Genomic DNA, 25225 nt, shown 5'->3' with positions numbered 1-25225 from the left:
TAGCGATTAGACGCGACATCTTGCCGCGCCTAGTCTTAACGTTGATCAATCCATCGGTGATGCCATGAACGCCAAGCGCCCGGCCTGCGCGGCGCCTGCTCTCGAAACACCCGCGCCTGCCGCCAGTCAGACCTACAGCTACAGCGATCTCCCCCTCGCGGAATCAGCCAGCACCGCGCTGGCCGAAGAAGTCGCGTTGGCGATTGCCTACAACGGCATCAGCCAGGCCGTCATGCTGGTCACGCCGACAGACCTTGAAGACTTCATCGTCGGCTTCAGTCTCGGCAGCGGCATCATCGAAGACGCCTCGGACATCTACGACCTGCAACTGACCGGCTCGGGCTCGGCGCAATACGCACAAGTGACCATCGCCAACCGCGCCTTCTGGAACCTTAAACAGCAACGCCGGCAACTGGCCGGCACCAGCGGTTGCGGGTTGTGCGGCGTGGAAGCGGTGGAGCAGGCGCTGCCTGAGCTCAGGGTTTTGCCCGGCGCACCGTTGCCGCCCGCCGAATGGCTCGATGGATTGCGCCAGCGTATCGGTGCGTTCCAGCCGCTGGGCCAGCATTGCGGCGCAGTGCACGCGGCGGTGTTCATGAACGCCAGCGGTGAATTGCTGCTGGGCCGTGAAGACATCGGCCGGCACAACGCCCTCGACAAACTGATCGGCGGCCTGATCCGGCAAAAGATATCCACAGCCGGTGGCCTGGCGATTGTCACCAGCCGTTGCAGCCTCGAATTGATCCAGAAAGTTTTGCGGGCCGGGATTCAGACCCTGGTCAGCCTGTCCGCGCCCACCGGCCTTGCCGTGCAATGGGCCCGGCGCCACAACCTCAATCTCATCCACCTGCCGCAGAAAAACGCGCCGCGGGTGTATAGCCCAGAAATGGAGAAACACCCGTGAGCCAACATCATCAAGCCGACCAGAAACCCGTTCCGCGTTACAAGCCTTACAAGGGCCCGGCCGGTGGCTGGGGCGCACTGATCAGCGTGGCCCAGGCCTGGCTGACCAGCGACAACGCGCTGAAAAATCTGCGCATGATGCTCAAGACCAACCAGAACGGCGGCTTCGACTGCCCGGGCTGCGCCTGGGGCGATTCGCCGGAAAGCGGCATGGTCAAGTTCTGCGAGAACGGCGCCAAAGCGGTGAACTGGGAAGCGACCAAGCGCCGGGTCGATGGCAAATTCTTCGCCAAACACAGCGTCACCTCGCTGCTGGAGCAGAGCGACTACTGGCTCGAGTATCAGGGTCGTTTGACCGAACCGCTGGTGTATGACGCCGAAACTGATCGCTACAAACCCATCAGCTGGGACGATGCCTACGCGCTGATCGGCAAACACCTGCAAGCGCTGTCGAGTCCGGATCAGGCCGAGTTCTATACCTCGGGCCGCGCCAGCAACGAAGCGGCGTACCTGTATCAACTGTTCGTGCGCGCGTTCGGCACCAACAACTTCCCCGACTGCTCGAACATGTGCCACGAGGCCAGCGGCGTGGCCCTGGCGCAAAGCGTCGGTGTCGGCAAAGGCACCGTGACCTTCGACGACTTCGAACACGCCGATGCGATTTTCGTCTGGGGCCAGAACCCTGGCACCAATCACCCGCGCATGCTCGAACCGCTGCGTGAAGCAGTCAAACGCGGCGCCCAGGTGGTGTGCGTCAACCCGCTGAAAGAACGCGGTCTGGAGCGTTTCCAGCATCCACAGCATCCGCTGGAGATGCTCACCAACGGCGACAAGCCGACAAACACCGCGTATTTCCGCCCGGCACTGGGCGGCGACATGGCGGTGTTGCGCGGCATGGCCAAGTTCCTGCTGCAATGGGAACGCGATGCGCAGAAGGCTGGCGCACCGGCCGTGTTCGATCACGATTTCCTCAATGAACACAGCATCAACGTGCTGGAATACCTCGGCGTCGTCGATGACACGCCGTGGGAGCAGATCGTTGCGCAGTCCGGCCTGACCCTGGTGGAAATCGAACAGGCGGCGCGCATGTACGCCAAAGGCAAGAACGTGATCATGTGCTGGGCGATGGGCATCACTCAGCATCGTCACTCGGTGCCGACCATCCAGGAAATCGCCAACCTGATGCTGCTGCGCGGCAACATCGGCAAGCCCGGCGCCGGTCTGTGCCCGGTGCGCGGCCACAGTAACGTGCAGGGCGACCGCACCATGGGCATCAACGAGCGTCCGCCGGTGGCGTTCCTCGATTCCCTGGAGCGTCGCTTCCAGTTCAAGGTGCCGCGCCATAACGGGCACAACGTGGTCGAAGCGATTCACGCGATGGCCGAAGGTCGCGCCAAGGTGTTCATCGGGCTGGGTGGCAACTTCGCCCAGGCCACGCCGGACAGCCCGCGCACCTTCCAGGCCCTGAGCAACTGTGACCTGACCGTGCAGATCAGCACCAAGCTCAACCGCAGCCACCTGGCCCACGGCAAGGACGCGCTGATCCTGCCGTGCCTGGGCCGTACCGACATCGACATCCAGACCGAAGGCCCGCAGGCCGTCACCGTGGAAGACTCGTTCAGCATGGTGCACGCCTCCAACGGTCAGTTGCAGCCGCTGTCGAACCAGATGCGCTCGGAGCCGTCGATCATCGCCGGCATCGCCGCCGCGACTCTGGGCAGCAAACCGGTGGACTGGAACTGGCTGGTGGCCGACTACCGACGCATCCGCGAACTGATCGCCGACACCATTCCGGGCTTCAAGGACTTCAACGAGAAGGTCAAGAACCCGGGCGGTTTCTACCTCGGCAACAGCGCCGGCGCGCGCAAGTGGAATACCACGTCGGGCCGGGCCAACTTCAAGCCGAACCTGCTGCCCAAAGACTTGATCCACGAACGCACCCGCGCCACCGGCAAACTGCCGGACCTGATCCTGCAATCGATGCGTTCTCACGATCAGTACAACACCACGATCTACGGTCTTGACGACCGTTATCGCGGGGTGAAGGGACAGCGTGACGTGCTGTTCGCCAACGAGGCGGACATCATTCGCCTGGGCTTCAAGCCGGGGCAGAAGGCTGACATCGTGTCGCTGTGGGACGATGGCCGCGAGCGTCGGGTGAAGGGCTTCACGCTGCTGGCGTTCGATATCCCTGCCGGGCAGGCGGCGGCTTATTACCCTGAGGTGAACCCGTTGGTGCCGCTGGAAAGCACCGGCGATGGCAGCCATACGCCGACGTCGAAGTTCATCGCTATCCGGCTGGAAGCGGCGAGTGAGACGGGGCTGATCATGGCCAAGTCGGCCTGATTCTGATTGCTCCCACGCTCTGCGTGGGAGCGCAGCCGTGGACGCTCCGCGTCCGAAAGTCAGACTCGAAACATCTTGCAGGCACTTTTCAAACGCCCACAAAAAAGGCCGCCTTGTGATTAAAGCGGCCTGTCCGAAGTAGCTAAAGACCGGCGAAAAACCGTTAAGTTCCGCCCAAAAATCAGCAACTTGCACAATTGTATACAGGTCGTGCTATTCGTCGGATTTCGATTGTCACGCCCATCGCAGAGCCTCAGGATCGCGCCGTCATCCCTTTGAGGCTCCTCTATGAAGTTCTCCTCGATTCTCTTGTTGTCCCTTGGCCTGGTCAGTGGCTTCGCTTCTGCCGGAGGCACCACCGAAGCAGGTGTGGGCGGCGCATTGGGCGGGGTTCTTGGCTCGGTCGTCGGTCAATCCTTAGGCGGCAGTACAGGTTCAACCATTGGCGCAGCCCTGGGCGGCGCGGGTGGTAGTGCGGTGGGCGCCGACAAGCGCAGCCGTGGCGAAGCAGCCATCGGCGGTGCGCTGGGCGCAGCCGGCGGCAACGTGGTCGGCCGCAGCATGGGCGGCACCACCGGCAGCCTGATCGGCGCAGCAGCCGGTGGCGGCGCGGGTGGCGCGCTGGGCAACTACATGGGCAACAAGAGCGATGACGATGATCGTCATTACGATCGTCGCCATGATGATCGTCGCTACTACCGTGACCGTCACCCAGGTCGTGGTCATGCCTATGGCCATCGCAAGCACCACCGCTACTATCGCGACTGAGGCCAGGCCTCGTTAGCCGATACACCCAGATCGCAGCTCCCCCGGGCTGCGATTTTTTTTGCCCGTCACACCGTCAGGCGCTCCAGCGCTTCACGCAATGGGGCCGGGATCGACACCGGCTGATTGGACGCCCGATCGACAAACACATGCACGAAGCGCCCGGCGGCACAGGCCTCGTCTTCTTCGGCCTTGAACACCGCCAGCTCGTATTGCACCGAACTATTACCCAGCTTGCCTACCCGCAGGCCAATCTCGATTCGATCCGGAAAAGCGATCGACGCGAAGTAGTCGCAAGACGAACTCACCACAAACCCCACCACCTCGCCGTCATGAATATCCAGCCCTCCAACCTGGATCAGGTAGGTGTTCACCGCCGTATCGAAGAAGCTGTAATAGGTGACGTTATTGACGTGGCCGTAGGCGTCATTGTCGTGCCAGCGCGTAGTGATCGGCTGGAAATGCGGGTAATCGCTGCGTTGCGGCATCGGGTTGGACATCAGTGTTGATTCCTGGAGTGATCTGCCCAGTCTAAAGGTAAAAACCTTTGCCTCGCGCCGCCAGCTCGCCGATCAATGGCGCCGGCCGCCAGTGATCGCCCTGCCGGGTCTCCAGCGCCAGCAATCGCTTGTGAATATCGGCCAGCCCCTGATCGTCCGCCCAGGCCATCGGCCCGCCCCGCTCCGCTGGGAAGCCATAGCCATTCAGATAGACCTGATCGATGTCATGCGCCGACTCGGCAATCCCTTCCTGCAGGATCTTCGCGCCCTCGTTGACCAACGCCAGCAGACACCGCTCGAGGATCTCCTCCGAGCCGATATCCCGCCGATGAAATCCCAACCCTTCGCTGACACTCAACACCAGCGCATCGACCTCGGGATCATGCTCGGCCTGACGGCTGCCCGGCTCGTAGTGGTAATAACCGTTGCCGGACTTCTGACCGAACCGACCCTGCTCGCACAAACGGTTATCCACCTGAACCTCTGGCGCGTCCTGCCCCTTGCCTGCCAGCTCGCGGGCACGCCACTCGAGATCGATGCCGACCACGTCGTACATGCGAAACGGCCCCATGGCAAAACCGAAGCTCTGCAAGGCTGCATCGACCTGATGCGGGTACGCCCCTTCGAGCAACATCTTGCGCGCTTCGAGCACGTACGGATGGAGCATGCGATTGCCGATAAAGCCGTGGCAGTTGCCCGATACCACACTGACCTTGCCCATGCGCTTGCCCAGGTCCAGCGCAGCCTCCAGCACAGCCGGTGCGGTCTGCGCGCCACGGACTATTTCCAGCAACTTCATGATGTGCGCCGGGCTGAAGAAATGCAGGCCCAGCACTTGAGTCGGCCGCCGTGTCGCGGCCGCAATGGCGTCGATGTCCAGCGCCGAAGTATTGCTCGCCAACAGCGCCTCGGGCTTCAGCACGCCATCGAGCTCGCGGAAGATCTTCTGCTTGAGCTCAAGATTCTCGTACACCGCTTCGATCACCAGATCGACATTACGGATCGCCACATAGTCGGCCGCCGTGCTGACACGGGCAATCCGCGCATCGGCTTCGGCCTGATCGATCCGTCCCTGTCGCACGTTGTGTGCATAAGTCTCGGCCACGCTGGACAGCGCCTGCTCGAGCATCTGTGGATTGTTATCGACCCACTGCACTGACACGCCGGCATTGGCCAGGCACATGACGATGCCGCGGCCCATGGTGCCGGCGCCGATCACGGCGGCCTGCTGAATAGTGAAGGATGTCTGGCTCATGTTGTTCTCTTGTTGGCGATCCGAAGACAGCCATCACCATAGTCAGCCACCGGCCATTTTTGAAGTTCATTGCCGTGATGATCGACATTCAGCAGATGGATTCGAGAGCTCAAAGATGCGTCTGAGCCCAGGCCCGAACCTCGGCGTAGGGATACTCCTCCAGTGCCGCAAACCCGGAAATGGCCCGGGCCTTGAGCTTGGTAAACAACGGCACGCTGATTCCGCACAGGAACCGGGTCAGCCGCTCGGCCGACGGAGCACTGTCGGCGTGCTGCTGATGCCTGTGGATAAATTCTCCACACAACTCCGTAAAGTTTTTATCCACAAGCGCCGGCAATTCCGGCGGCGCCGGCAGCCGGGCGACTTGCCCATGGCACACGGAACAATGTCCGCACCGCTGAGGCGCATTGTGATCGCCAAAATATTCGGCTAACCGATAACCGAGACATCGCTCGGTGGCGAACAGCTCGAGCATGGCGTGAATCCGCGCCACTTCGGTTTGCTCATGGCGGGTGAAGTACTCATGCAGTTCAGCGCTCAAGGCCTGGCTGTCGAAATCACCACGCAGGACGTTGTAGACCTCGGTCATCTGCTTGCTCTCAAGCTCGACCCAGCCCTTCTCCTGGAAATAATCCAGTGCCTTCACCACCCGGTTGCGATCGGCGGAATACTGCTCGTACATCGCCTCGAAATTCACCGTGGCCCAAGTGCGCGCACGGCTCGACGTGTGGATGATTGCGGCGACGAAATCCCTGCGTTCACCTTCGAAACGCTCGAGCAAAGCCTCGGGCTCAAGCAGGTATTTGAAACGGTACTCGGCGTAGTACGCGTAGCGCGGGGCAATCAGTCCTCGCAACTCCAATTGCACCAACAGCGTCTTCAAGGGCAACGCACGAATGTTGCTCTGATCCGCCAGCGGCCCGAGCAGAAACTCCCATTGGCCTTCCGATGCAGCAGCCTGCAACTCGTCCAGCACATGACGAATGCCCTCCTGTTCCGGCGTGTCGCCATACACGAAGTTTTCCAGCACGTTGAGGCTGTCGCGGTTGGCCAGTACCAGGCAGTCGGACGGCTGCCCGTCACGCCCCGCACGGCCGATTTCCTGGCTGTAGTTTTCGATGGATTTGGGCAGGTCGAAATGCACCACGTTGCGGATGTCGCTCTTGTCGATGCCCATTCCGAAGGCGATGGTGGCGACGATGCAATTGGACTGCCCACCCATGAAGCGCTTCTGGATCGCGTCCCGCTGTTCATGGGGCAAACCGGCGTGATAAGCCTCGGCCTGAATGCCATTGCGCTCAAGATGTTCGGCAATCTGCTCGGCGGTTTTCTGCAGGGTGACGTAAACGATGCTCGGCTGGCCCGCGCGCGCGCTCATCCACTCCACCAGCCGTCGGCGCTTGTCCTGCCCACGCACCGGCTCGACCAGCAGATTGAGGTTGGGCCGATAGAAACCGGTGGTCACCACATCGTCTTCAGCAATGGAGAATTTCGCCTGCATGTCGGCGATGACCTTCGGCGTTGCCGTGGCGGTCAGCAGCAAGGTTTGCGGGATGTTGAACTGACGCTGGTAGTCCGGCAGCTTGAGGTAGTCAGGGCGAAAGTTGTGGCCCCATTCGGAGATGCAGTGCGCCTCGTCCACCACCAGCAGCGAGATCGGCACCTGCTGCAAAAAATTGCGAAAGCGCTCGTTCTTCAAACGCTCCACGGAAATCATCAGGATCTTCAGTTCACCCGAACGGGCACGGGCCATCACATCGTTGGCGTCTTCGCGGGTCTGTGCCGAGTCGATGCTGCCTGCGGATATCCCGTGCCGGCGCAAGAACTCGAGCTGATCCTGCATCAGCGCCAGCAACGGTGAGACCACCAGCGTCAGGTGCGGCAGCAAGAGTGACGGGACCTGGTAACAAAGGGATTTGCCGGAGCCGGTGGGAAATATCGCGGCGGCCGAGCGCCCGGCGAGCACAGCGCTGATCGCGGCCTCCTGGCCGGGTCGAAACTGTGGATAACCGAAAACCTGTTCCAGGGTGTTGTGCATTCGCTGTCACTCCGTTGACCGCTGTGATGCCAACAGCCTAGCGGGCAATTGCAGCGAGTCGAGAATAGGTCGGGGGTCAAATCGAAACGGGATGATACAGGGTCGCCGGCTCGGTCAAGGGATCAATCAAATGAAACACTTTGTTCATCGCCGTGTGGAACGACCCGAGGGTAATGTCCGTCACGCCTTGAGCCAGGACGGCCCATGTGCATGGATTTTTACCAAGGAGTGAATATGTCGAACAACTTGAAACTGCCCCTCGCCCTGATCTTTGCCTCCCTGCTGCTGGGAGGCTGCACGCCCTCTCCAGACGACTTTCCGCCGATCCTGGCCAGCGTTGTGACCGTCACCGAAGCGCCATCGACTTAACCCCCGCAAGCGCTGTGTCAGGGCCGCAATACGGCTACCCGCAGTTGCTCATCCAGCACCCGTTCATGCACATCGAGGCTCTTGCTCGCCCATCGTGCATGAGCCGGGCTGATATCGCCGGTGAAGGCTGCCGCCAGTTGACGCAAGTCGGCAACGCTACGGACACGGGGGCAAAATGCTTGCTCGTCGCACTGAGTGCTGGCATTGCGGTAGGTGTTGAGCAGGCGATCCCACAGACCGTCGCGTACTTGTCTGATCGACTTGAGCTGCATTTGCTGCACGCCCAGTCGTTGTGTGAGTTGCGGCTCGTCCAGGGCTTCGCTTGCCAGCAGAGCCTTGGCGAAAACCAGCACCTGCGCGCGGGCAGCCGTGTCGATGTCGGCCTGAGTGGCGAGCGCGTCGGGCCAACCGGTGCGCTCCAGGTTGGCAAGCACCAACCCGTTGCCCGCGTCGGAGGCCAACGCCAGACGACAACCACTAACCCACAGCAAAACGATCGAGGCCATTCGTAGCCACTGCATACCTAATTCCCTTTAAGCCTGTGCAGGACGTTTGGAAACGCCCTACGGATTCTGGCGCGCACCATACAGAGGTTTACTCTGAAACGCCTGATAATCACGTCGGAAAATTCGCCAATAAGGGTTTGGCTTTGAAAAACCGAAAAAACATGTAGGGCAAATGCCCATATCATGGAAAAAACCCTTACGAAATCTGTCCATTGCGGCCGTATTGTCCCTCCGGTCAGCGCCCTTCTATAGTGGCTGGCGCGACTGAAAACTCTGTGTCGGCTCACCGAAGCGACTTCGTAAGGGACACACCTTGATCATGAATATGTACAAACCGCTGAATACCCGTTTTCGCCCTCTCAAGACTTGCGACAGCGAAAAACCGGTATTGGTTATCGACACCGAGGCAGAACCGGGAGACCTGCTCAATGCCGCCGATCAACGTCTGCGTGCCGCCAGCGATCTGCTGGAAACTCTTTACTGCTTGTGTTTCAAACAGGCCGATGTGAAAGACATCCCCAACATCGTCAATGCGCTTTATTTATTGACCCAAGACGGTTGTGACTTGCTGGAAGTTGCCAGGCAACGAATAAATAATTAACGCCAGATTCAAAATTTACAAAGCTCGCAACAACCCATCGCTTCCATTACTGCAAAGTTGAGAACTAGCCTGCTTGCTCTTACATCAACCAGGAGCAACAACATGACTACGTTAACTATTTTCTTTTGCGGTACAGGTTCGACAAAGTTTGATAACGCCCACGAAAATTATTGGAATGGTGAATTGGTATCCACACTCGCCTCACATCACGCGGGTCGCGAGTTCGCCGAATGGATCGTGGTCGACGGCCCCGACACCAGTAACCTGCAAGCCGATGAACTGTTCACCCAATCAAAGGACTACGGCCTCAGCGGAACCCTGTTCGGCAAGGGCTGGGAGGAAAACGTCCAGCACGCGGTAAACATCATCAAAGGCAAGTGTGACTGGCAGCGCGAGCAATTGACCGAAGCGGAATACAACCGCCTCAAAGCCGCCGGCATCCCGATTGAAGATGTAAAGGTCGAAGGTTCCTGGCTATGGCGCAAATATAACTATGGTGACCGCAGCGTCACCCAACAGAAATTGCAGGAACAAATCATTAAAACCTTCCGCAAGGACGGCGTTATTCCAACAAAAGTCAATCTGGTGGGCTGGAGCCGTGGCGGTATCAGTTGCCATATGCTGGCCAACGCTATGTTCAATGACAGCATGCTGACAAACATTCCGGTTAATATCTTCGCCATTGATCCGGTACCTGGTATCGGTAACTTTCAGGAGCATCGGGTTAAACTCAATTACAACGTAAAGGAATACGTGGGCTTTTATGCACGGGACGAACGCTCCAAGGGTTTCAGCTGCGTCATCCCGCAAACCGCGACCGGCACCAAGACCAGCATCTTCCCGATGCCTGGCCGTCACGCCACCCTGGTCGGTAACGCCTCCGCCGATGGCAACAGTGGTCCCAAAGTGCTGGCCGAACCCGGCCTCATCGTCCGCCACTTTGCCGAGGTCTGCCTGAAACGCTGGGGCACCGTACTCGACAAAAACCTCAACCTCACCGACGCCGACCTGCGCAACCATGCCGCCGCCATCGTCAACGCGGCAGCGAAATACAAGGCCATGGAGAAGTGCTCCTACACCTGGTTCACCGAGCTGGATCAAGGCGAGCGCTACGTTTCGCTGGGCAGCAAAGGCGTGCCGTTCTCGACGGTGAAAGGCGGGATCTACACCCCGGCGACCGGGCTGACGACGAGTGTGCTGGATGTTGAGGGGTATCGGGCGATTCGTTGAAAACCGTGATTGATCTGTAGGAACGGACTGCCCGAATCTGCATCCCGTTCCTACACGCAGCGGCGCCTTGTCTTCTATCGGCGCCTGTTAGCCCAAATCTATAGTTGTGAGTGTCGCTGCCTAATCAGCGATTCAGGTTTGGTCACCTGAAAAACAGAGATAACTGATGCATGCCCTTGTATGCTGCCGACCTCTTTCTGTCGGCACGCTTTATGGCGGGCTGTGTTTGGGACGCTTCGGCGTACCGGGTTATCTCTGCCGGTTTGACCAACTTGAACACAGTCCGCCTCCACCGCTTGGTCACGGTAGCAGCGGTTCATCGATGCCTACAGAGATAGAAAAAAATGAAATCATGGAACGAGCTCCACTCCGATCGCTACCGCCCACTCGACTCCAACCTCACCGACACCAAGCCCCTGGTCATCGACACCGAGGCCAACCCGCAAGACATCCTCGAATGCGCCGTCCAGCGCCTGCGCGCCTCAAGCGACTTGCTGCAAACCCTCTACTGCCTCTGCTTCAAACACGCCGACGTCGAAGACATCCCGCACATCACACACGCACTCTACCTTCTCACCAAAGACGGCTATGACCTGCTCCAGGTCGCCCAGCAGCGAATGCTCAACTGGAAAGCGCCGGCCTGAGGCTGAGTGAACGAATCGCTCTCAGGCGCTACCTGAGAGCGATGGAAAAAACCCAATCAAACAATGGAGATTCTCGTGAGCAAATTTTTTGATGAGCTGATGGAAAGCGTCAAACAGGCGGATGAAATCTTTCGCCGCGAGCACGGAGACCTCAACTCGAAACCTGCTCCAAAGATGCCGCTGAAAATCGAAGAACATCTTCACAACGCCCCGTGTGCTGACAATGACCAAGACAAATAAGTACCAAAATTCTGCTCATTAGCCATAAAAACAGCTGGAATGCTTCCAATTAGGCGTTTCTGCCTCCAGTTGTCTTGCCGAATATTCCTCTCAGTCTTAAGTGCTACTATTCTGGTAGTTAAAGCTAAAAAAAGAAGGAATATTGGCACATGGCTAATAAGACAGCATCGCTCCTGCCGGCGACCTCCAGACTGCTTTCCGAGTTTGGCGAGCGCCTGAAGCTGGCCCGCCTGCGCCGAAAACTGACGGCCAAGCAAGTCGCAGAACGATCAGGCATGTCGCTGACAACGTTGCGCTCTCTAGAGTCCGGAGGCTCGGGGGTAACCATCGGTGCCTATCTGTCGGTCATGCAGGTACTCGGGCTGGAAAAGGACCTGAATAAACTGGCCGAAGCCGATGAGATGGGGCGCCGATTGCAGGACGCACAATTGCTGCCTGGAGCAAAACCCCAGCGAGTACGCGGAACATCCAGGATCAAGAAGTCGCCTCTGGTCGGCGAAAAAAGCACACGAGTGGAGGAAGACAGCGCCTACATCGCCAGTCTGACCGAAGACTTCCCCCTCAACACCCACTCGCTTTCAGAACTGTTGAACAAGAAAAAAAGCGGCTCCAAAACAGGTGAAGAATGACGCGAATTGCGGTTTATGCAGATTGGGAATCCTTGAATGGCGCAAGACGCCTCGGATTTCTGCATGCCAGAAAGGCCCGTGCTAACGAAGTGTTCGAGTTTGAGTACGATCCAGCCGCACTGGCCGATCCAGAACTGAGCTTTATAAAGCTCGATCCCCGCATCAACCTTTTCGAAGGGCACCAGTTTCCCGGCGGGCACCAAACCCAGTTCGGCGCGTTTGCAGACTCAAGCCCCGATCGTTGGGGACGTTTACTGATGAAACGGCGTCTGGAGCGAGACATTCGCGACGGGCTGTTGCCAAGCGGCAGCAAGCTTTACGAATCCGACTGCCTACTGGGTGTACATGACCTCTTTCGCGTTGGAGGCTTGCGCTACAAGCTCAACGATGAAGGCAGCTTTCTTGATGACCGCGACGGCATAGCCGCCCCGCCGTTTCTGGAGTTGCGCGCACTGGAGCAAGCAAGCCGTGCACTGGAAAACGACCCAGACAACACAGCACTTGAAGGACGCGAGTGGTTGAAAATGCTGATCGCACCCGGCGGCTCGCTGGGTGGCGCCAGACCCAAGGCCAGCGTCGCAGATCGCCACGGTCATCTGTGGATCGCCAAGTTTCCGAGCATTCGAGATGACTACGACGTCGGTGCCTGGGAAATGGTGGTGAATGCTCTGGCCAAGAACTGCGGGTTAAGAGTAGCGACTGGCACCGCTCAACGTTACGCAAGCCAGCACCACTGCTTCATGGTCAAGCGCTTTGACCGAAGCAAATCCGGTGGCCGCTTCCACTTCGCCTCAGCCATGACCATGACCGACCGCGTCGACGGTGACGATGCCTCGAACGGCGCCAGCTACATCGAACTGGCTCGAGTAATCATTGAACACGGCTCTGAAGTCGACACCGACCTGCGCGAGCTGTGGTCGCGAATCGTCTTCAACATCCTCGTTTCGAACACCGACGACCACTTGCGCAACCACGGATTCCTTCTCGATCCTGGTCGCGGGTGGAGGTTGTCTGAGGCTTACGACATGAATCCGGTGGCGAACGCGGATGGGTTGAAACTGAACATCACGGACTCTGATAACGCACTGGATCTGGACCTTGCTCGGGAAGTGGCGATTAACTTCCGGCTTGACCGAGAGGATGCCGACAAAATCATCAACGACTTCAAAGAGACCGTAACGCAGTGGCCGGAATTGGCTGGTGCGCTCGGCATTCCGAGACGTGAACAGGAAAGAATGGCCCCCGCATTCCAGCTGTCGGCATATTAAAAGCGACCGCAACTAATCCATCACCCACAAAAAAGCCGCCCTCAACAGGCGGCTTTTTCATTCACCAAAACTAAGTCTTACAACTTAGGCCCGGCAGCCTTGATCGCGTCGCTCACTTCGAACTTCTTGAAGTTCTCGATGAACAGACCGGCCAGTGCTTTTGCAGCTTCGTCGTACGCAGCCTTGTCAGCCCAGGTGTTGCGTGGGTTGAGCAGGTTGGTTTCGACGCCCGGTACGGCCAGTGGCACGTCCAGGTTGATGGTGTCCAGGTGCTCGGTGGCTGCACCGATCAGCGCGCCGCTCTGGATCGCTGCGATCACCGCGCGGGTGGTCGGGATGTTGAAGCGTTTGCCAACGCCGTAGCCGCCGCCGGTCCAGCCGGTGTTGACCAGGTAGACCTTGGAGCCGAAGCCGCGGATGCGCTTGATCAGCAGTTCAGCGTATTCGCCGGCCGGACGCGGGAAGAACGGTGCGCCGAAGCAGGTGGAGAAGGTCGACTTGATGCCGCTGCCCGAGCCCATTTCAGTCGAGCCCACCAGTGCGGTGTAGCCGGACAGGAAGTGGTAGGCCGCTTGTTCTTCGTTGAGGATCGACACTGGCGGCAGGACGCCGGTCAGGTCACAGGTCAGGAAGATCACAGCGTTTGGCTCGCCGCCCAGGTTCTTCTCGGAACGCTTGGCAACGTGCTCCAGCGGGTAGGCCGCGCGGCTGTTCTGGGTGAGGCTGACATCGGCGTAGTCGGCGTGTTTGGCGTCGTCGATCACGACGTTTTCCAGCACCGCGCCGTGCTTGATGGCTTTCCAGATGACCGGCTCGTTCTTCTCGGACAAGTCGATGCACTTGGCGTAGCAGCCGCCTTCGATGTTGAAGACAACGCCTTCGCCCCAGCCGTGTTCGTCGTCACCGATCAGGTAACGACTTTCGTCGGCGGACAGGGTGGTCTTGCCGGTGCCCGACAGACCGAAGAACAGGGTCACGTCGCCTTCTTCGCCGATGTTGGCAGCGCAGTGCATCGGCAGCACGTCAGCGGCCGGCAGCAGGAAGTTCTGCACGGAGAACATGGCTTTCTTCATTTCACCGGCGTAACGCATGCCGGCGATCAGCACTTTTTTCTGGGCGAAGTTGATGATCACGCAACCATCGGAGTTGGTGCCGTCACGCTCAGGCACGCACTCGAAGTTGGCGACGTTCAGCACTTGCCACTCTTCGCGACCGGCCGGGTTGTACTGGGCCGGGTTGATGAACAGGCAACGACCGAACAGGTTCTGCCAGGCAGTCTGGGTGGTCATCTTCACGGCCAGGTAGTGATCTTCGGCCGCGCCTACATGCACGTGGGAAACGAAATGCTCTTGCGCGTTGTTGAATGCTTCAACACGAGCCCACAGCGCGTCGAACTTGTCGGCCGGGAACTTGCGGTTGATCGGGCCCCAGGCGATGGCTGCCTGGGTGGAAGGCTCTTCAACGATGAAACGGTCGACTGGCGAACGGCCGGTGCGATGACCGGTGCGAACAACCAGAGCGCCGGTATCGGCAAGCTCGCCCTCACCGCGGTTCAGGGCTTCTTTTACCAGATCATCAACACTCAGATCGGTGTACACGGCGTTATTGGCTTGCGTCATGAGGTTCCCCGTCGGCCAGTGGCCGAGTGTGCTCCAAACGTTTTGTAGTAGAAAGTCGTGCACTACTACCGCGAAAAAAGTGGGCCGGATTATGCCAGAAAAGCCCAAAAAGAGTAGGGCCCTCCCGTCGTAACGGCGTAATTCCGTCGTTGAGCAGTGAATTTACCTGCGCTGAACCGTTTTAGTGCCGGGTATCTGACGGCGTCTCGACGCCCGCGCCAGCGAACAATTGAGCGATATCCGCCGCGTCGAACAGGTAGCGCTGGTTGCAGAACTGGCAATCGATCTCGACCTGGCCACCTTGCTCGGCCACCAGTGCCTGCGCATCTTCCAGACCCAGGCTGACCAGTGCATTGCCCGAACGCTCGCGGGAGCAGCTGCAGTGGAAGCGCAGTTTCTGCACATCGAACAGACGAACCTGCTCTTCATGGTAGAGGCGATGCAGAACCGTTTCGTTGTCCAGGCTCAACAGTTCATCAGCGGTCAGGGTGTTGCCCAGCGCGGTGATGTGCTGCCAGCTGGCGGCGCGTTCTTCTTCGTCTTTCAGGCGATCGGCCGGCAGTTGCTGCAGCAGCAGACCACGGGCACGACGGCCATCGGCACAGAGCTTGAAGCGAGTGCCGACCTGCTGGGACATGACGAAATAGTTGGTAAAGCAGTCGGACAGGGTTTCGCCGTCGAGGTCGACGATGCCCTGATAACGCTGGCCGGCGATCGGGTCGACGGTCAAGGCCAGGACACCGTTCGGCATCAGGTCGCCAAGGGTTGCGTCGGCCGGGATCTGCTCGGCGTGGTAGCGCGCCAGGCCACGAATCTCGCGCTCGCTGGAGCACTCGATCATCAGCAGCGGGATCGGGCCTTCGGAACGGGCCTGAAGAATCAGCAAGCCATCGAATTTCAGGGTGCCCACCAGCAACGAGGCGGCGGCCATCAGTTCACCCAGCAATTGCGCAACCGGTTCCGGGTACGGGTGCTTGGCGAGCACTTCGGCGTAGCTGCGCTCCAGCGACACCAGTTCGCCGCGCGTGTCGCTGTCATCGAAGATGAAGCGTTGGGTGTAATCGGTATCGAGGAAATCGGTCATAGGTCTGGGTATCTGAATGTGATGACAAAATGGTTACAAAGAATGAAAATCCCGCGCTTCTGGCATCCTTTTTGATGCCGATGTTCAGCCACGGGAGGCATTTTATGAACAATCCGGGTTTGTTCCAATCAAGGTGGATCCTCGGCCGGCTGGTTCTGTGCAACGTTGTGCCATTGGCACTACTGGCTTTCTGGTTATGGCCTACAGGTCAGATGCTGTGTGTGATTTTCGACGAGTGGCTGTTCCGCTCACTCAACGCACCGCTGGCCAGCAACCCCATATGGCTCCACATCTGGGCAATTGCAAGTCTGCGACCGTTCGACATTGTCGTCGGTGTGATTCTGCTGATGCTGCTGATCAAGGGCGACTGGGTGTTCAGGGCAATTGATGTACGCCGCGCATTTTTCGGTTTTTTTTCGATCCTGCTGCTGATGGTGGTGATCCGCGCGCTGTTTTCCAAGTTCTCCGATCACATGGGCTGGCAGCACAGCAGCCCGTCGATGGTGCTCGAAGGCGCGGTGCATATCAGCGATTACTTCCCGCATCTTGAGAAGACCTGGGAGCTGAAAGATCGCTCCAGCCAGAGCTTCCCCGGTGACCACGCCTCGGTGCTGCTGATCTGGGCTCTTTTCATGGGCGTGTTCAGCCGTACGGTCGGTCAGTTCCTGGTGATCTGGGGTCTGGCGCTGCTGTTCATGTTGCCGCGTCTGGTCGCCGGTGCACATTGGGGTCAGGACGATTACATCGGCGGCATGCTGCTGGCGATTTGGGCACTGGGCTGGGGTTACTACACGCCTTTTGCTTATCACGCGGCGAACTTCTGGCTGAAGGTCACGGCGCCGGTGTTCCGGCTGCTGGGCAAACTGCCGGTGGTTTCGCGGATGAGCGTGGTGTCCGCGCGGTAATCAAAGATGGCTGGATAAAAAACGCAGCCGCCGGCGGGTCTTGAACCCAGGCCGGCAGGCTGCGTTTTTTTATTCGCCGCTACTGTTCCCACGAAATTTAAACAGATCCCGGCGCTGCTTCTTGCTCGGTTTGCCGTCGGTGGTCACGCCCAAGGCGCCCGCCTTGCGCATCGCCGCAGCCGCTTCACGTTTGGCAATGCTGGCCTCGGTCTCGGCGTACAGCGTCTGCGCCTCAGGTGCGCCGCGACGCACGATCGACAGGGCCTGAACCACAACGGTCTTCTCGTCGAAGCCGGCGCGAATCTCGAATTCATCGCCAATGCGTGGTTCTTTGCCAGGCTTGCAGCGCTCTCCCCGACAATGCACCTTGCCACTCTCGATGGCGGCTTTGGCCAAGGCGCGAGTCTTGAAAAAACGCGCGGCCCACAACCACTTGTCGAGACGGACCTTGTCGTCCTCTTCGCTTTTTTGTGCCATATGAATTCCTCGTTCAGCCAGTAGTCGGAACTGTACTACCGATTCTGTCGGGCGCAAGAACTCGGCCCTCCAGATAAACTGTGATCTTCGCCGGTTCAACGGCATGGAGTGATCGAGTGACCAAATTTCCGTCTTCATTGACCTCGCCCCAATCCGGGTGCCACGGCTGCCAGCAAAGCGAGCCGCTGGGCTTCGATTTTTCCTTCGCCTATCAGCCCATCGTGGATCTGCGTGACGAGTCGGTGTACGCCTACGAGGCACTGGTCCGTGGTACGGCCGGTGAAGGCGCGTTAACCGTGCTGGATCAAGTTACAGAAGATAACCGCTACCGTTTCGACCAGCTCTGCCGGACTCGCGCCATCGAAGGCGCAGCCGAGCTTAATATGCAGACACACTTGTCGATCAACTTCATGCCCAACGCCGTCTATCGTCCAGAGCTGTGCATACGGAGCACGCTGGAAGCAGCAAAAAAACACAATTTCCCGGTCGACCGGCTGATTTTCGAAACACTGGAAAGCGAGCACGTAGATAACTATCGCCATTTGACCAATATTCTGCGTGAATACCGCGAATTCGGCTTCAAGACGGCCATCGACGATTTCGGTGCCGGCTACTCGGGGCTCAATCTGCTGGCCGATTTCCAACCAGACCTGATCAAACTCGACATGGCGCTGATCCGCGATATCGACCGCGATCGTATTCGTCAGGCTATCGTTCGGGGGATTGTCACAATCTGTGCGGAGTTGGACGTTACAGTCATCGCCGAAGGCATAGAGAGTGCCGGTGAACGGGATTTCCTGGCGGACTGCGGAATATTTCTGATGCAGGGTTACTGGTTCGCCAGACCCGCATTCAAAGCGTTAGCCCAGGTGTCCCCTGAAGCGTGGACGCGTTAATCGTTGGTTTTTTCCATTGAAGACATTTGACCATTTGACCGTTATCGGTCTGCGCGAGTGGGTGGCGCTTCCGGATCTGGGAGTCGCCGGCCTTCGGGCAAAAATCGACACCGGCGCCAGCACCTCCAGCCTGCATGCCACCGACATCGAGCCGTTCGAACGCGACGGCGAGAAGTGGGTGCGTTTCACCGCGCACCTGGGCACTGTCGTGCAGTTGCGCCATCGGCGATGCGAAGCGCCGCTGGTTGCCCGCAAGACCATCAAGAGTTCGAACGGCCAGGCCCAGGTGCGCTACGTGATCAGCACTACCCTGGCCCTGGGTGACCGGGTCTGGCCGATCGAGTTCACCCTCGCTTGCCGCAAGTCCATGCGCTATCGCCTGTTGCTCGGTTCCAAAGCCTTGATCGACGGCCAGCTGGTGGTCAATCCGGGCATCAAATATGTACAAGACAAGCCGGTGTTCCCGGTATCTACCTCCTCCACAGGTGTTGCATGAAGATCGCTGTGCTGTCGCGGAACCCGCGTCTGTATTCCACCCGCCGTCTGGTCGAAGCCGGAACCGAACGCGGGCATGAAATGGTGGTGATCGACACCTTGCGCGCCTATATGAACATTGCCAGCCACAAGCCGCAGATCCATTACCGTGGCAAGCCGCTGGAGGGTTTCGACGCAGTGATTCCACGAATCGGCGCGTCGGTGACGTTTTATGGCTGCGCGGTATTGCGCCAGTTCGAAATGATGGGGGTGTTCCCGCTCAACGAATCGGTGGCCATCGCCCGCTCGCGGGACAAGCTGCGTTCATTGCAACTGCTGTCACGCCGGGGCATCGGTTTGCCGGTGACCGGGTTCGCCCACTCGCCGGACGACATTCCCGACCTGATCGACATGGTCAACGGCGCGCCGCTGGTGATCAAGGTGCTGGAAGGTACTCAGGGTATCGGCGTGGTGCTGTGCGAAACCGCGACGGCGGCGGAGTCGGTGATCGAGGCGTTCATGGGCCTGAAGCAGAACATCATGGTGCAGGAATACATCAAGGAAGCCGGCGGCGCCGACATCCGCTGCTTCGTGGTCGGCGACAAGGTGATCGCGGCGATGAAGCGTCAGGCCAAGCCTGGCGAGTTCCGCTCCAACCTGCACCGGGGCGGCAGCGCCAGCCTGATCAAGATCACCCCGGAAGAGCGCATGACTGCGTTGCGTGCAGCCAAGGTCATGGGCTTGGCGGTGGCGGGCGTGGATATTTTGCGTTCCAACCACGGCCCGCTGGTGATGGAAGTGAACTCGTCACCGGGTCTGGAAGGGATCGAAACCACCACGGGCAAGAACGTGGCGGGGATCATCATCGAGCATCTCGAGAAGAATGGCGGGCCGAACATGACCCGCACAAAAGGCAAGGGATAAAAAACAGCGGCGAGCTACAAGCTGCAAGTGGCGAGTAAAAGCCGCTTTTGCTTGTAGCTTGAAACTTGCCGCTTGAGGCTGCCGTTAAACGGCATCTCTTGGCAGCATCAATCCCAGCGGCAACCGCACCCGCGCTTCCAGCCCGCCACCGGATCGGTTGCGCAGCTCGACATTGCCGCCGTGCATCGACGCAATCCGCTTGACGATCGCCAGGCCCAGCCCGGTGCCCTTCCCGCCCCGCGCACGATCGCCACGGGTGAACGGGTTGAAGATCGCCTCAAGCTCGGAAGGATCGATCCCTGCCCCACGATCCATCACGCTCAACACCACGTACGGGGCGCTGGTATCACCGGACACGTAAGCCGCGACGTCCACGCTGCCGCCGGCATGATTCAACGCGTTGCCAATCAGGTTGTTCAGCAGACGCTTCATCGACACCCGACGCAACGGAAACGGTTGGATCGGCTCCAGGCGCAGGCGCACTTTCTCTTCGGTCTGGTTATAGGGCGCCGCCACTTCACGCACCAGATCGCTGAGGTCCACCTCTTCCACCGATTCGTCCCGCCCATCGCGAATGAACGCGAGGAACTGATCGAGGATTGCGTCCATGTCTTCGATGTCGCGCACCATGTCATCGGTCAGGTCGGTGCGGTCGCCCATCAACTCCAGTGATAGCCGCAGACGGGTGAGCGGTGTACGCAAGTCGTGGGATACCCCGGCCAGCATCAGCTCACGCTCGCGACCGGCCTGCTCGACGTCTTCGGCCATCTGGTTGAACGCGCGATAAACTTCGGCCATCTCGCTGGGGGTGTCACTGATCGGCAGGCGCACGCTGCGGCCCTGGCCGAGTTGCCGGGCGGCGTAGACCAGACGCTTCAGTGGTTGGTTGAGCTGGCTGACGAAAATCCAGGCGGACGCCGTGGACAGCAAGCCGATCGCCAGGAACCAGCCGAGCACGTTCCAGATTTTCTGGCCACGCAACGGGTGTGGATACAGTGGCACTTTCAGCCAGCCATCACCGAGGCTCGGGGCACGAACCCACAAGGCCGGCGGCGAGTGCATGCGCAAGCGCACTTCGGTGTCGGCACCCAGCTCCGCCTGCATCTGCCGCTGGTAGATTTCGCTGTAAGGCCAGTGCTGTTCGCCTTCCGGCACACCAGCGCCGACCACCCGGATCAGGGTCGCGGCATCGGCGATTTTCGCGCGGTTCTCTTCGTCGGCGGCCCAGTAGGCACGCAGCGTCAGGGCGACGCCGTGGCTGTATTGGCGATCCACCAGCACGTCCTCGTTCATCAACAGATAAACCAGGGTCAATGCCTTGGAAAACAATACGACGATCAGCACCAGCCACAGGGTGCGCGAGAAGAAACTTTGGGGAAACCAGACGGGGGTTTTCATGGATAACCGCTACACACTTGCAGGAGCGAGCAATGCTCGCATATTGCGGATTGCGAGTCTGCGCGGACGGCGTTTCCTACCGTTTCCCGCAGACCCGCTCCTACAAATCACCCATCACTTGGTGGAGTTGCCATCCGGCACGAACACGTAGCCGACACCCCAGACAGTCTGAATGTAGCGCGGCTTGGACGGATCGGGTTCGATCATCCGGCGCAGACGGGAGATCTGCACGTCGATGGAACGCTCCAGGGCATCCCACTCACGGCCACGGGCCAGGTTCATCAGCTTGTCGCGGGTCAGCGGCTTACGGGCGTTCATCACCAGAGCATTGAGTACAGCAAACTCGCCGGTGGTGAGCATGTGCACTTCGTCGCCGCGTTTGAGTTCGCGGGTAGCCAGGGACAGCACGTAGTCGCCGAACGTGACGTTTTCTTCTTCACTGCCCGGCGCGCCCGGCACCGGTGCAGCCTGACGGCGCAGCACGGCTTTGACGCGTGCCAGCAGCTCGTCCGGGTTGAATGGCTTGGCCAGGTAGTCGTCGGCGCCCAGTTCCAGGCCCTTGATACGGCTCAGCTCGTCGCCCTTGGCGGTGAGCATGATGATCGGAATCTGATTGTTCGCGCCACGCAGGCGGCGGCAAGCGGTCAGGCCGTCTTCGCCCGGCAGCATCAGGTCGAGGACGACCAGGTTGAAGACTTCACGCGACAGCAGACGATCCATCTGCTCGGTATTCGGTACGGCGCGGGCACGGTAGCCCTTGCTGACGAAAAAGCGTTCCAGCAGGCTGCTCAGCCCCGGATCGTCGTCAACGATGAGAATTTTTTCGCCTTCAGCAGTTTGTGCAGTGCTGCTCATTGGATACTCCTTTTAGCTCGGCGCGCATTATGGCGTAGCTGCCGTTATACGCACCGTGTGCATTGTTAGCAGATTTTTCCTTCACTGCCAGAAAACCGGGGCTTGAGCCTACAGACTGTGTCGCCCCCGAATGACAGAACGCTGGTTATAATGCGCGGCCTTTTGTGTCAGGCAACGTCTGAATCGTTACCGCAGGTGGCCGTCCTTTATTTTCCGGGTCACGGCAGTAATTGTTCGATTTCACGGGTCAATGGGATGCCTTTGACCCAGGCAGCGGCCAGCATCAAGCCGCCCCACCAGACTCCGGGCCTTTATTTACGCGCCTGCGAGTCTGCTTTCACAATTTGTCAGGTGGTTTTATGGACAGCATCAACAGCCGCATCGCCGAGGAACTCGGCGTACGCCCACAACAGGTCGAAGCGGCCGTCGCGCTACTCGATGAAGGCTCTACCGTTCCCTTCATCGCCCGTTACCGGAAAGAAGTGACCGGCAGCCTCGATGACACCCAACTGCGTCATCTGGAAGAGCGTCTGCGCTACCTGCGAGAACTCGACGAACGGCGCATCAGCATTCTTTCCAGCATTCAGGAGCAGGGCAAACTCACCCCTGAGCTGGAGCGCGAAATCAAACTCGCCGACACCAAGACCCGCCTCGAAGACTTGTACCTGCCGTACAAGCAGAAGCGCCGCACCAAGGGCCAGATCGCCCTGGAAGCCGGCCTCGGCGAACTGGCCGACGGTCTGTTCAACGACCCGACGCTGACCCCGGAAACCGAAGCCGCGCGTTTCGTCGACGCTGAAAAAGGCGTGGCCGACGTCAAGGCAGCGCTGGAAGGCGCCAAGTACATCCTCATGGAGCGCTTCGCCGAAGACGCCAACCTGCTGGAAAAACTGCGCACCTACCTGAAACAGGAAGCCACCCTCAGTGCCCGCGTGATCGCCGGCAAGGAAGAGGAAGGCGCGAAATTCCGCGACTACTTCGAACACGACGAACCACTGAAAAGCATGCCGTCGCACCGCGCGCTGGCAATTTTCCGTGGCCGCAATGAAGGCATTCTCAGCTCCGCGCTGAAAGTCGGCGACGAGCTGCCGGGCACCCTGCACCCGTGCGAAGGCATGATCGGCCAGCACGTCGGCATCCAGAACCAGAACCGTCCGGCCGACAAGTGGCTGAGTGAAGTGGTGCGCTGGACCTGGAAGGTCAAGCTCTACACCCACCTGGAAACCGACTTGCTCGGCGAGCTGCGCGACGGCGCCGAAACCGAAGCGATCAACGTGTTCGCCCACAACCTGCACGACCTGCTGCTGGCCGCCCCGGCCGGCCCGCGCGCGACTCTGGGCCTCGACCCGGGCCTGCGCACCGGCTGCAAGGTTGCGGTGGTCGACTCCACCGGCAAGCTGCTGGATCACGCCACGGTTTACCCGCACGTGCCGCACAACAAATGGGATCAGACCATCGCCATTCTGGCCGCCCTGTGCGCCAAACACTCGGTCGACCTGATCGCCATCGGCAACGGCACCGCCAGCCGTGAGACCGACAAGCTGGCGATCGAACTGATCAAAAAATATCCAGCGATGAAAATGACCAAGGTCATGGTCTCCGAAGCCGGCGCATCGGTGTATTCGGCATCGGAACTGGCAGCCAAGGAATTCCCGGATCTGGACGTATCGATCCGTGGCGCGGTCTCGATCGCCCGTCGTCTGCAGGATCCACTGGCCGAGCTGGTGAAGATCGATCCAAAATCCATCGGTGTCGGTCAGTACCAGCACGACGTGTCGCAGCTGAAACTGGCGCGCGGTCTGGACGCCGTGGTCGAGGACTGCGTGAACGCCGTGGGCGTGGACGTGAACACTGCCTCCGTGGCGCTGCTGGCGCGGATCTCCGGCCTCAACGCGACCCTGGCGCAAAACATCGTGGCTCACCGTGACGAGCACGGCGCGTTCAAGACTCGTGCTGCGCTGAAGAAAGTCGCGCGTCTGGGCGAGAAAACCTTCGAACAGGCCGCCGGCTTCCTGCGTGTGATGAACGGCGACAACCCACTGGATTCCTCGGCCGTTCACCCGGAAGCCTATCCGCTGGTGCAGCGCATTGCCGCTGAAACCGACCGCGACATCCGCTCGCTGATCGGCGACGCCGCGTTCCTCAAGCGTCTGGATCCGAAGAAATTCACCGACGAGACCTTCGGTCTGCCAACCGTTACCGACATCCTGCAAGAGCTGGAAAAACCGGGCCGAGACCCGCGTCCGGAGTTCAAGACCGCCGAGTTCCAGGAAGGCGTCGAGGACCTGAAGGACCTGCAACTGGGGATGATTCTCGAAGGCGTGGTGACCAACGTGACCGCGTTCGGTGCGTTCGTCGACATCGGCGTGCATCAGGACGGTCTGGTGCATATTTCGGCGCTGTCGGAGAAATTCATCAAGGATCCGCGCGAAGCGGTGAAGGCTGGTGACGTGGTGAAAGTGAAGGTCATGGAAGTCGACATCCCGCGCAAACGCGTCGGCCTGTCGATGCGCATGAGCGACACCCCGGGCGAGAAGATCGACGGTGCCCGGGGCTCGCGTCCGGGCTCGGCACCACGCCAGTCGCAGGGTTCGGCTCCGCGCAAGGAAAGCACCCCGGCGGCTCCGGTGAATAACGCGATGGCGTCGCTGTTTGCCAACGCAAAACAGTTGAAGAAACGCTGATGGATATTCCGGCCGGGCTCGTCGAGAGCGCGTTTTTCAAACTGTTGGGCTGCCGCCTGCACAGTCTGGAAACCGGGGTGGCGCAAGTCGCCCTGGCGCTGGAACCCGAACTGCGCAACCGCGGCGGCAAGCTGCACGGTGGCGCGTTGTTCAGTCTGGTGGATATCGCCATGGGGCTGGCCTGTTCCAGCACCCACGGCTTCGACCAGCAGAGCGCGACCATCGAGTGCAAGATCAACTACATCCGAGCCGTCTCCGAAGGCGAGGTGATGTGCACGGCGCGGGTGATCCACCCGGGCCGGCGCACGCTGGTGGTCGAAGCCGACGTGATGCAGGGCGACAAACTGGTCGCAAAAGCGCAAGGCACGTTCGCTGTCCTGTAGATGTTGTTCATCATTTTGAGTTAATTTCGGCGCTGTGATCGCAGCGTCGAGCTTTTCTGTGGGAGCGGGCTTGCCCGCGAAGAGGGAGTGTCNTGACACGACGCCTTCGCGGGCAAGCCCGCTCCCACAGGAACCGCGTAATCTTCGCGTGCATCGGCCAGATTCAGGGAGTGAAGTTGGCGTTTCAACGGGGGCTTCAGAGCCCGAAAAACCAGGCGAAAACGCCAGTTTC

25 protein-coding genes are annotated in these 25225 nt (G+C 59.6%); 16 read left to right on the top strand and 9 right to left on the bottom strand.

Annotated elements, in window-relative coordinates; translation table 11 throughout:
• Window positions 1-64: 64 nt before the first annotated feature.
• From fdhD to ACTJK7_RS07770, 3 genes are all read left to right on the top strand, one after another.
• Complete coding sequence (gene fdhD / locus ACTJK7_RS07780) at window positions 65-904, top strand: formate dehydrogenase accessory sulfurtransferase FdhD (RefSeq protein ID WP_108559110.1); 840 nt, start codon at window positions 65-67, stop codon at window positions 902-904.
• Window positions 901-3249 carry an FdhF/YdeP family oxidoreductase gene (locus tag ACTJK7_RS07775; protein ID WP_064382758.1) on the top strand — a complete coding sequence of 783 codons (2349 nt, stop codon included), beginning with the start codon at window positions 901-903 and terminating at the stop codon, window positions 3247-3249. Before fdhD ends, ACTJK7_RS07775 begins: the two co-directional genes overlap by 4 nt.
• Before the next feature lie 288 nt (window positions 3250-3537).
• Entirely contained in the window at window positions 3538-4017 is a 480-nt protein-coding gene (locus ACTJK7_RS07770; protein WP_011331978.1) for a YMGG-like glycine zipper-containing protein, read from the top strand.
• A gap of 65 nt (window positions 4018-4082) precedes the next feature.
• On the opposite strand, the gene ACTJK7_RS07765 is transcribed toward ACTJK7_RS07770, so the two are convergent.
• From ACTJK7_RS07765 to ACTJK7_RS07755, 3 genes are all read right to left on the bottom strand, one after another.
• A complete protein-coding gene (locus tag ACTJK7_RS07765) occupies window positions 4083-4514 on the bottom strand; it encodes an acyl-CoA thioesterase (protein WP_159085195.1) in 432 nt (143 codons plus the stop codon).
• 31 nt (window positions 4515-4545) lie between these two features.
• The gene (locus ACTJK7_RS07760) at window positions 4546-5769 is read right to left on the bottom strand and encodes a 3-hydroxyacyl-CoA dehydrogenase (RefSeq protein ID WP_064382755.1); all 1224 of its coding nucleotides are present in this window, start codon (window positions 5767-5769) and stop codon (window positions 4546-4548) included.
• 109 nt (window positions 5770-5878) lie between these two features.
• The gene (locus ACTJK7_RS07755; protein ID WP_323150593.1) at window positions 5879-7807 is read right to left on the bottom strand and encodes a RecQ family ATP-dependent DNA helicase; all 1929 of its coding nucleotides are present in this window, start codon (window positions 7805-7807) and stop codon (window positions 5879-5881) included.
• A gap of 234 nt (window positions 7808-8041) precedes the next feature.
• Between ACTJK7_RS07755 and ACTJK7_RS07750 the strand changes: the two genes are divergently transcribed.
• Window positions 8042-8176, top strand: coding sequence for a hypothetical protein (locus ACTJK7_RS07750; protein ID WP_267895892.1), 135 nt, complete (start codon window positions 8042-8044; stop codon window positions 8174-8176).
• A 17-nt stretch (window positions 8177-8193) separates the two neighbouring features.
• Here ACTJK7_RS07750 and ACTJK7_RS07745 read toward each other — a convergent pair whose 3' ends face one another.
• Entirely contained in the window at window positions 8194-8697 is a 504-nt protein-coding gene (locus ACTJK7_RS07745) for a polysaccharide deacetylase (RefSeq protein WP_103385574.1), read from the bottom strand.
• A 304-nt stretch (window positions 8698-9001) separates the two neighbouring features.
• On the opposite strand from ACTJK7_RS07745, the gene ACTJK7_RS07740 reads away from it, so the two are divergent.
• The 6 genes from ACTJK7_RS07740 (at window position 9002) to ACTJK7_RS07715 (ending at window position 13294) form a co-directional block, all read left to right on the top strand.
• On the top strand, window positions 9002-9283 hold the full coding sequence (locus tag ACTJK7_RS07740) for a hypothetical protein (protein ID WP_064382752.1): 282 nt from the start codon (window positions 9002-9004) through the stop codon (window positions 9281-9283).
• Window positions 9284-9385: 102 nt separating this feature from the next.
• Window positions 9386-10513 carry a hypothetical protein gene (locus ACTJK7_RS07735; RefSeq protein ID WP_440780479.1) on the top strand — a complete coding sequence of 376 codons (1128 nt, stop codon included), beginning with the start codon at window positions 9386-9388 and terminating at the stop codon, window positions 10511-10513.
• A 344-nt stretch (window positions 10514-10857) separates the two neighbouring features.
• On the top strand, window positions 10858-11157 hold the full coding sequence (locus ACTJK7_RS07730) for a hypothetical protein (RefSeq protein ID WP_007952679.1): 300 nt from the start codon (window positions 10858-10860) through the stop codon (window positions 11155-11157).
• A 75-nt stretch (window positions 11158-11232) separates the two neighbouring features.
• The gene (locus ACTJK7_RS07725; protein WP_159085194.1) at window positions 11233-11397 is read left to right on the top strand and encodes a hypothetical protein; all 165 of its coding nucleotides are present in this window, start codon (window positions 11233-11235) and stop codon (window positions 11395-11397) included.
• A 149-nt stretch (window positions 11398-11546) separates the two neighbouring features.
• Complete coding sequence (locus ACTJK7_RS07720; RefSeq protein WP_085654484.1) at window positions 11547-12026, top strand: helix-turn-helix domain-containing protein; 480 nt, start codon at window positions 11547-11549, stop codon at window positions 12024-12026.
• The gene (locus ACTJK7_RS07715; RefSeq protein ID WP_064382749.1) at window positions 12023-13294 is read left to right on the top strand and encodes a type II toxin-antitoxin system HipA family toxin; all 1272 of its coding nucleotides are present in this window, start codon (window positions 12023-12025) and stop codon (window positions 13292-13294) included. Before ACTJK7_RS07720 ends, ACTJK7_RS07715 begins: the two co-directional genes overlap by 4 nt.
• Window positions 13295-13371: 77 nt before the next feature.
• On the opposite strand, the gene ACTJK7_RS07710 is transcribed toward ACTJK7_RS07715, so the two are convergent.
• Together ACTJK7_RS07710 and hslO are read right to left on the bottom strand one after the other, a co-directional pair.
• On the bottom strand, window positions 13372-14913 hold the full coding sequence (locus ACTJK7_RS07710) for a phosphoenolpyruvate carboxykinase (RefSeq protein ID WP_007952682.1): 1542 nt from the start codon (window positions 14911-14913) through the stop codon (window positions 13372-13374).
• A gap of 181 nt (window positions 14914-15094) precedes the next feature.
• A complete protein-coding gene (gene hslO / locus ACTJK7_RS07705; protein WP_011331968.1) occupies window positions 15095-15997 on the bottom strand; it encodes an Hsp33 family molecular chaperone HslO in 903 nt (300 codons plus the stop codon).
• Window positions 15998-16101: 104 nt separating this feature from the next.
• Here hslO and ACTJK7_RS07700 point away from each other — a divergent pair, with 104 nt between their 5' ends.
• Entirely contained in the window at window positions 16102-16902 is an 801-nt protein-coding gene (locus ACTJK7_RS07700; RefSeq protein ID WP_323150592.1) for a phosphatase PAP2 family protein, read from the top strand.
• 69 nt (window positions 16903-16971) lie between these two features.
• On the opposite strand, the gene ACTJK7_RS07695 is transcribed toward ACTJK7_RS07700, so the two are convergent.
• Window positions 16972-17379, bottom strand: coding sequence for an RNA-binding S4 domain-containing protein (locus ACTJK7_RS07695; protein ID WP_011331966.1), 408 nt, complete (start codon window positions 17377-17379; stop codon window positions 16972-16974).
• A 116-nt stretch (window positions 17380-17495) separates the two neighbouring features.
• Here ACTJK7_RS07695 and rimA point away from each other — a divergent pair, with 116 nt between their 5' ends.
• Genes rimA through rimK form a run of 3 tightly spaced genes read left to right on the top strand, consistent with a single transcriptional unit; the run spans window position 17496 to window position 19673 of the window.
• A complete protein-coding gene (rimA, locus tag ACTJK7_RS07690; protein WP_323150591.1) occupies window positions 17496-18275 on the top strand; it encodes a S6 modification regulatory phosphodiesterase RimA in 780 nt (259 codons plus the stop codon).
• A gap of 16 nt (window positions 18276-18291) precedes the next feature.
• On the top strand, window positions 18292-18771 hold the full coding sequence (gene rimB, locus ACTJK7_RS07685; RefSeq protein ID WP_011331964.1) for a retropepsin-like aspartic endopeptidase RimB: 480 nt from the start codon (window positions 18292-18294) through the stop codon (window positions 18769-18771).
• Window positions 18768-19673 carry a 30S ribosomal protein S6--L-glutamate ligase gene (rimK, locus tag ACTJK7_RS07680; protein ID WP_007949201.1) on the top strand — a complete coding sequence of 302 codons (906 nt, stop codon included), beginning with the start codon at window positions 18768-18770 and terminating at the stop codon, window positions 19671-19673. The genes rimB and rimK overlap by 4 nt, the downstream gene beginning before the upstream one ends.
• An 84-nt stretch (window positions 19674-19757) precedes the next feature.
• On the opposite strand, the gene ACTJK7_RS07675 is transcribed toward rimK, so the two are convergent.
• Both ACTJK7_RS07675 and ompR read right to left on the bottom strand, forming a co-directional pair.
• On the bottom strand, window positions 19758-21071 hold the full coding sequence (locus tag ACTJK7_RS07675) for an ATP-binding protein (protein ID WP_007952691.1): 1314 nt from the start codon (window positions 21069-21071) through the stop codon (window positions 19758-19760).
• 114 nt (window positions 21072-21185) lie between these two features.
• On the bottom strand, window positions 21186-21926 hold the full coding sequence (ompR, locus tag ACTJK7_RS07670; RefSeq protein ID WP_108559095.1) for an osmolarity response regulator transcription factor OmpR: 741 nt from the start codon (window positions 21924-21926) through the stop codon (window positions 21186-21188).
• A gap of 359 nt (window positions 21927-22285) precedes the next feature.
• On the opposite strand from ompR, the gene ACTJK7_RS07665 reads away from it, so the two are divergent.
• On the top strand, window positions 22286-24610 hold the full coding sequence (locus ACTJK7_RS07665; protein WP_440780476.1) for a Tex family protein: 2325 nt from the start codon (window positions 22286-22288) through the stop codon (window positions 24608-24610).
• Window positions 24610-24993, top strand: a complete 384-nt coding sequence (locus tag ACTJK7_RS07660; RefSeq protein WP_007952699.1) for a PaaI family thioesterase — start codon at window positions 24610-24612, stop codon at window positions 24991-24993. The genes ACTJK7_RS07665 and ACTJK7_RS07660 overlap by 1 nt, the downstream gene beginning before the upstream one ends.
• Window positions 24994-25225: the final 232 nt, after the last annotated feature.

The organism is Pseudomonas sp. 22085, assembly GCF_052045815.1.
Taxonomy (GTDB): domain Bacteria; phylum Pseudomonadota; class Gammaproteobacteria; order Pseudomonadales; family Pseudomonadaceae; genus Aquipseudomonas; species Aquipseudomonas glycinae.
Note: the sequence above shows the minus strand (reverse complement) of the source record. Positions and strands in the feature narration are given on the sequence as shown.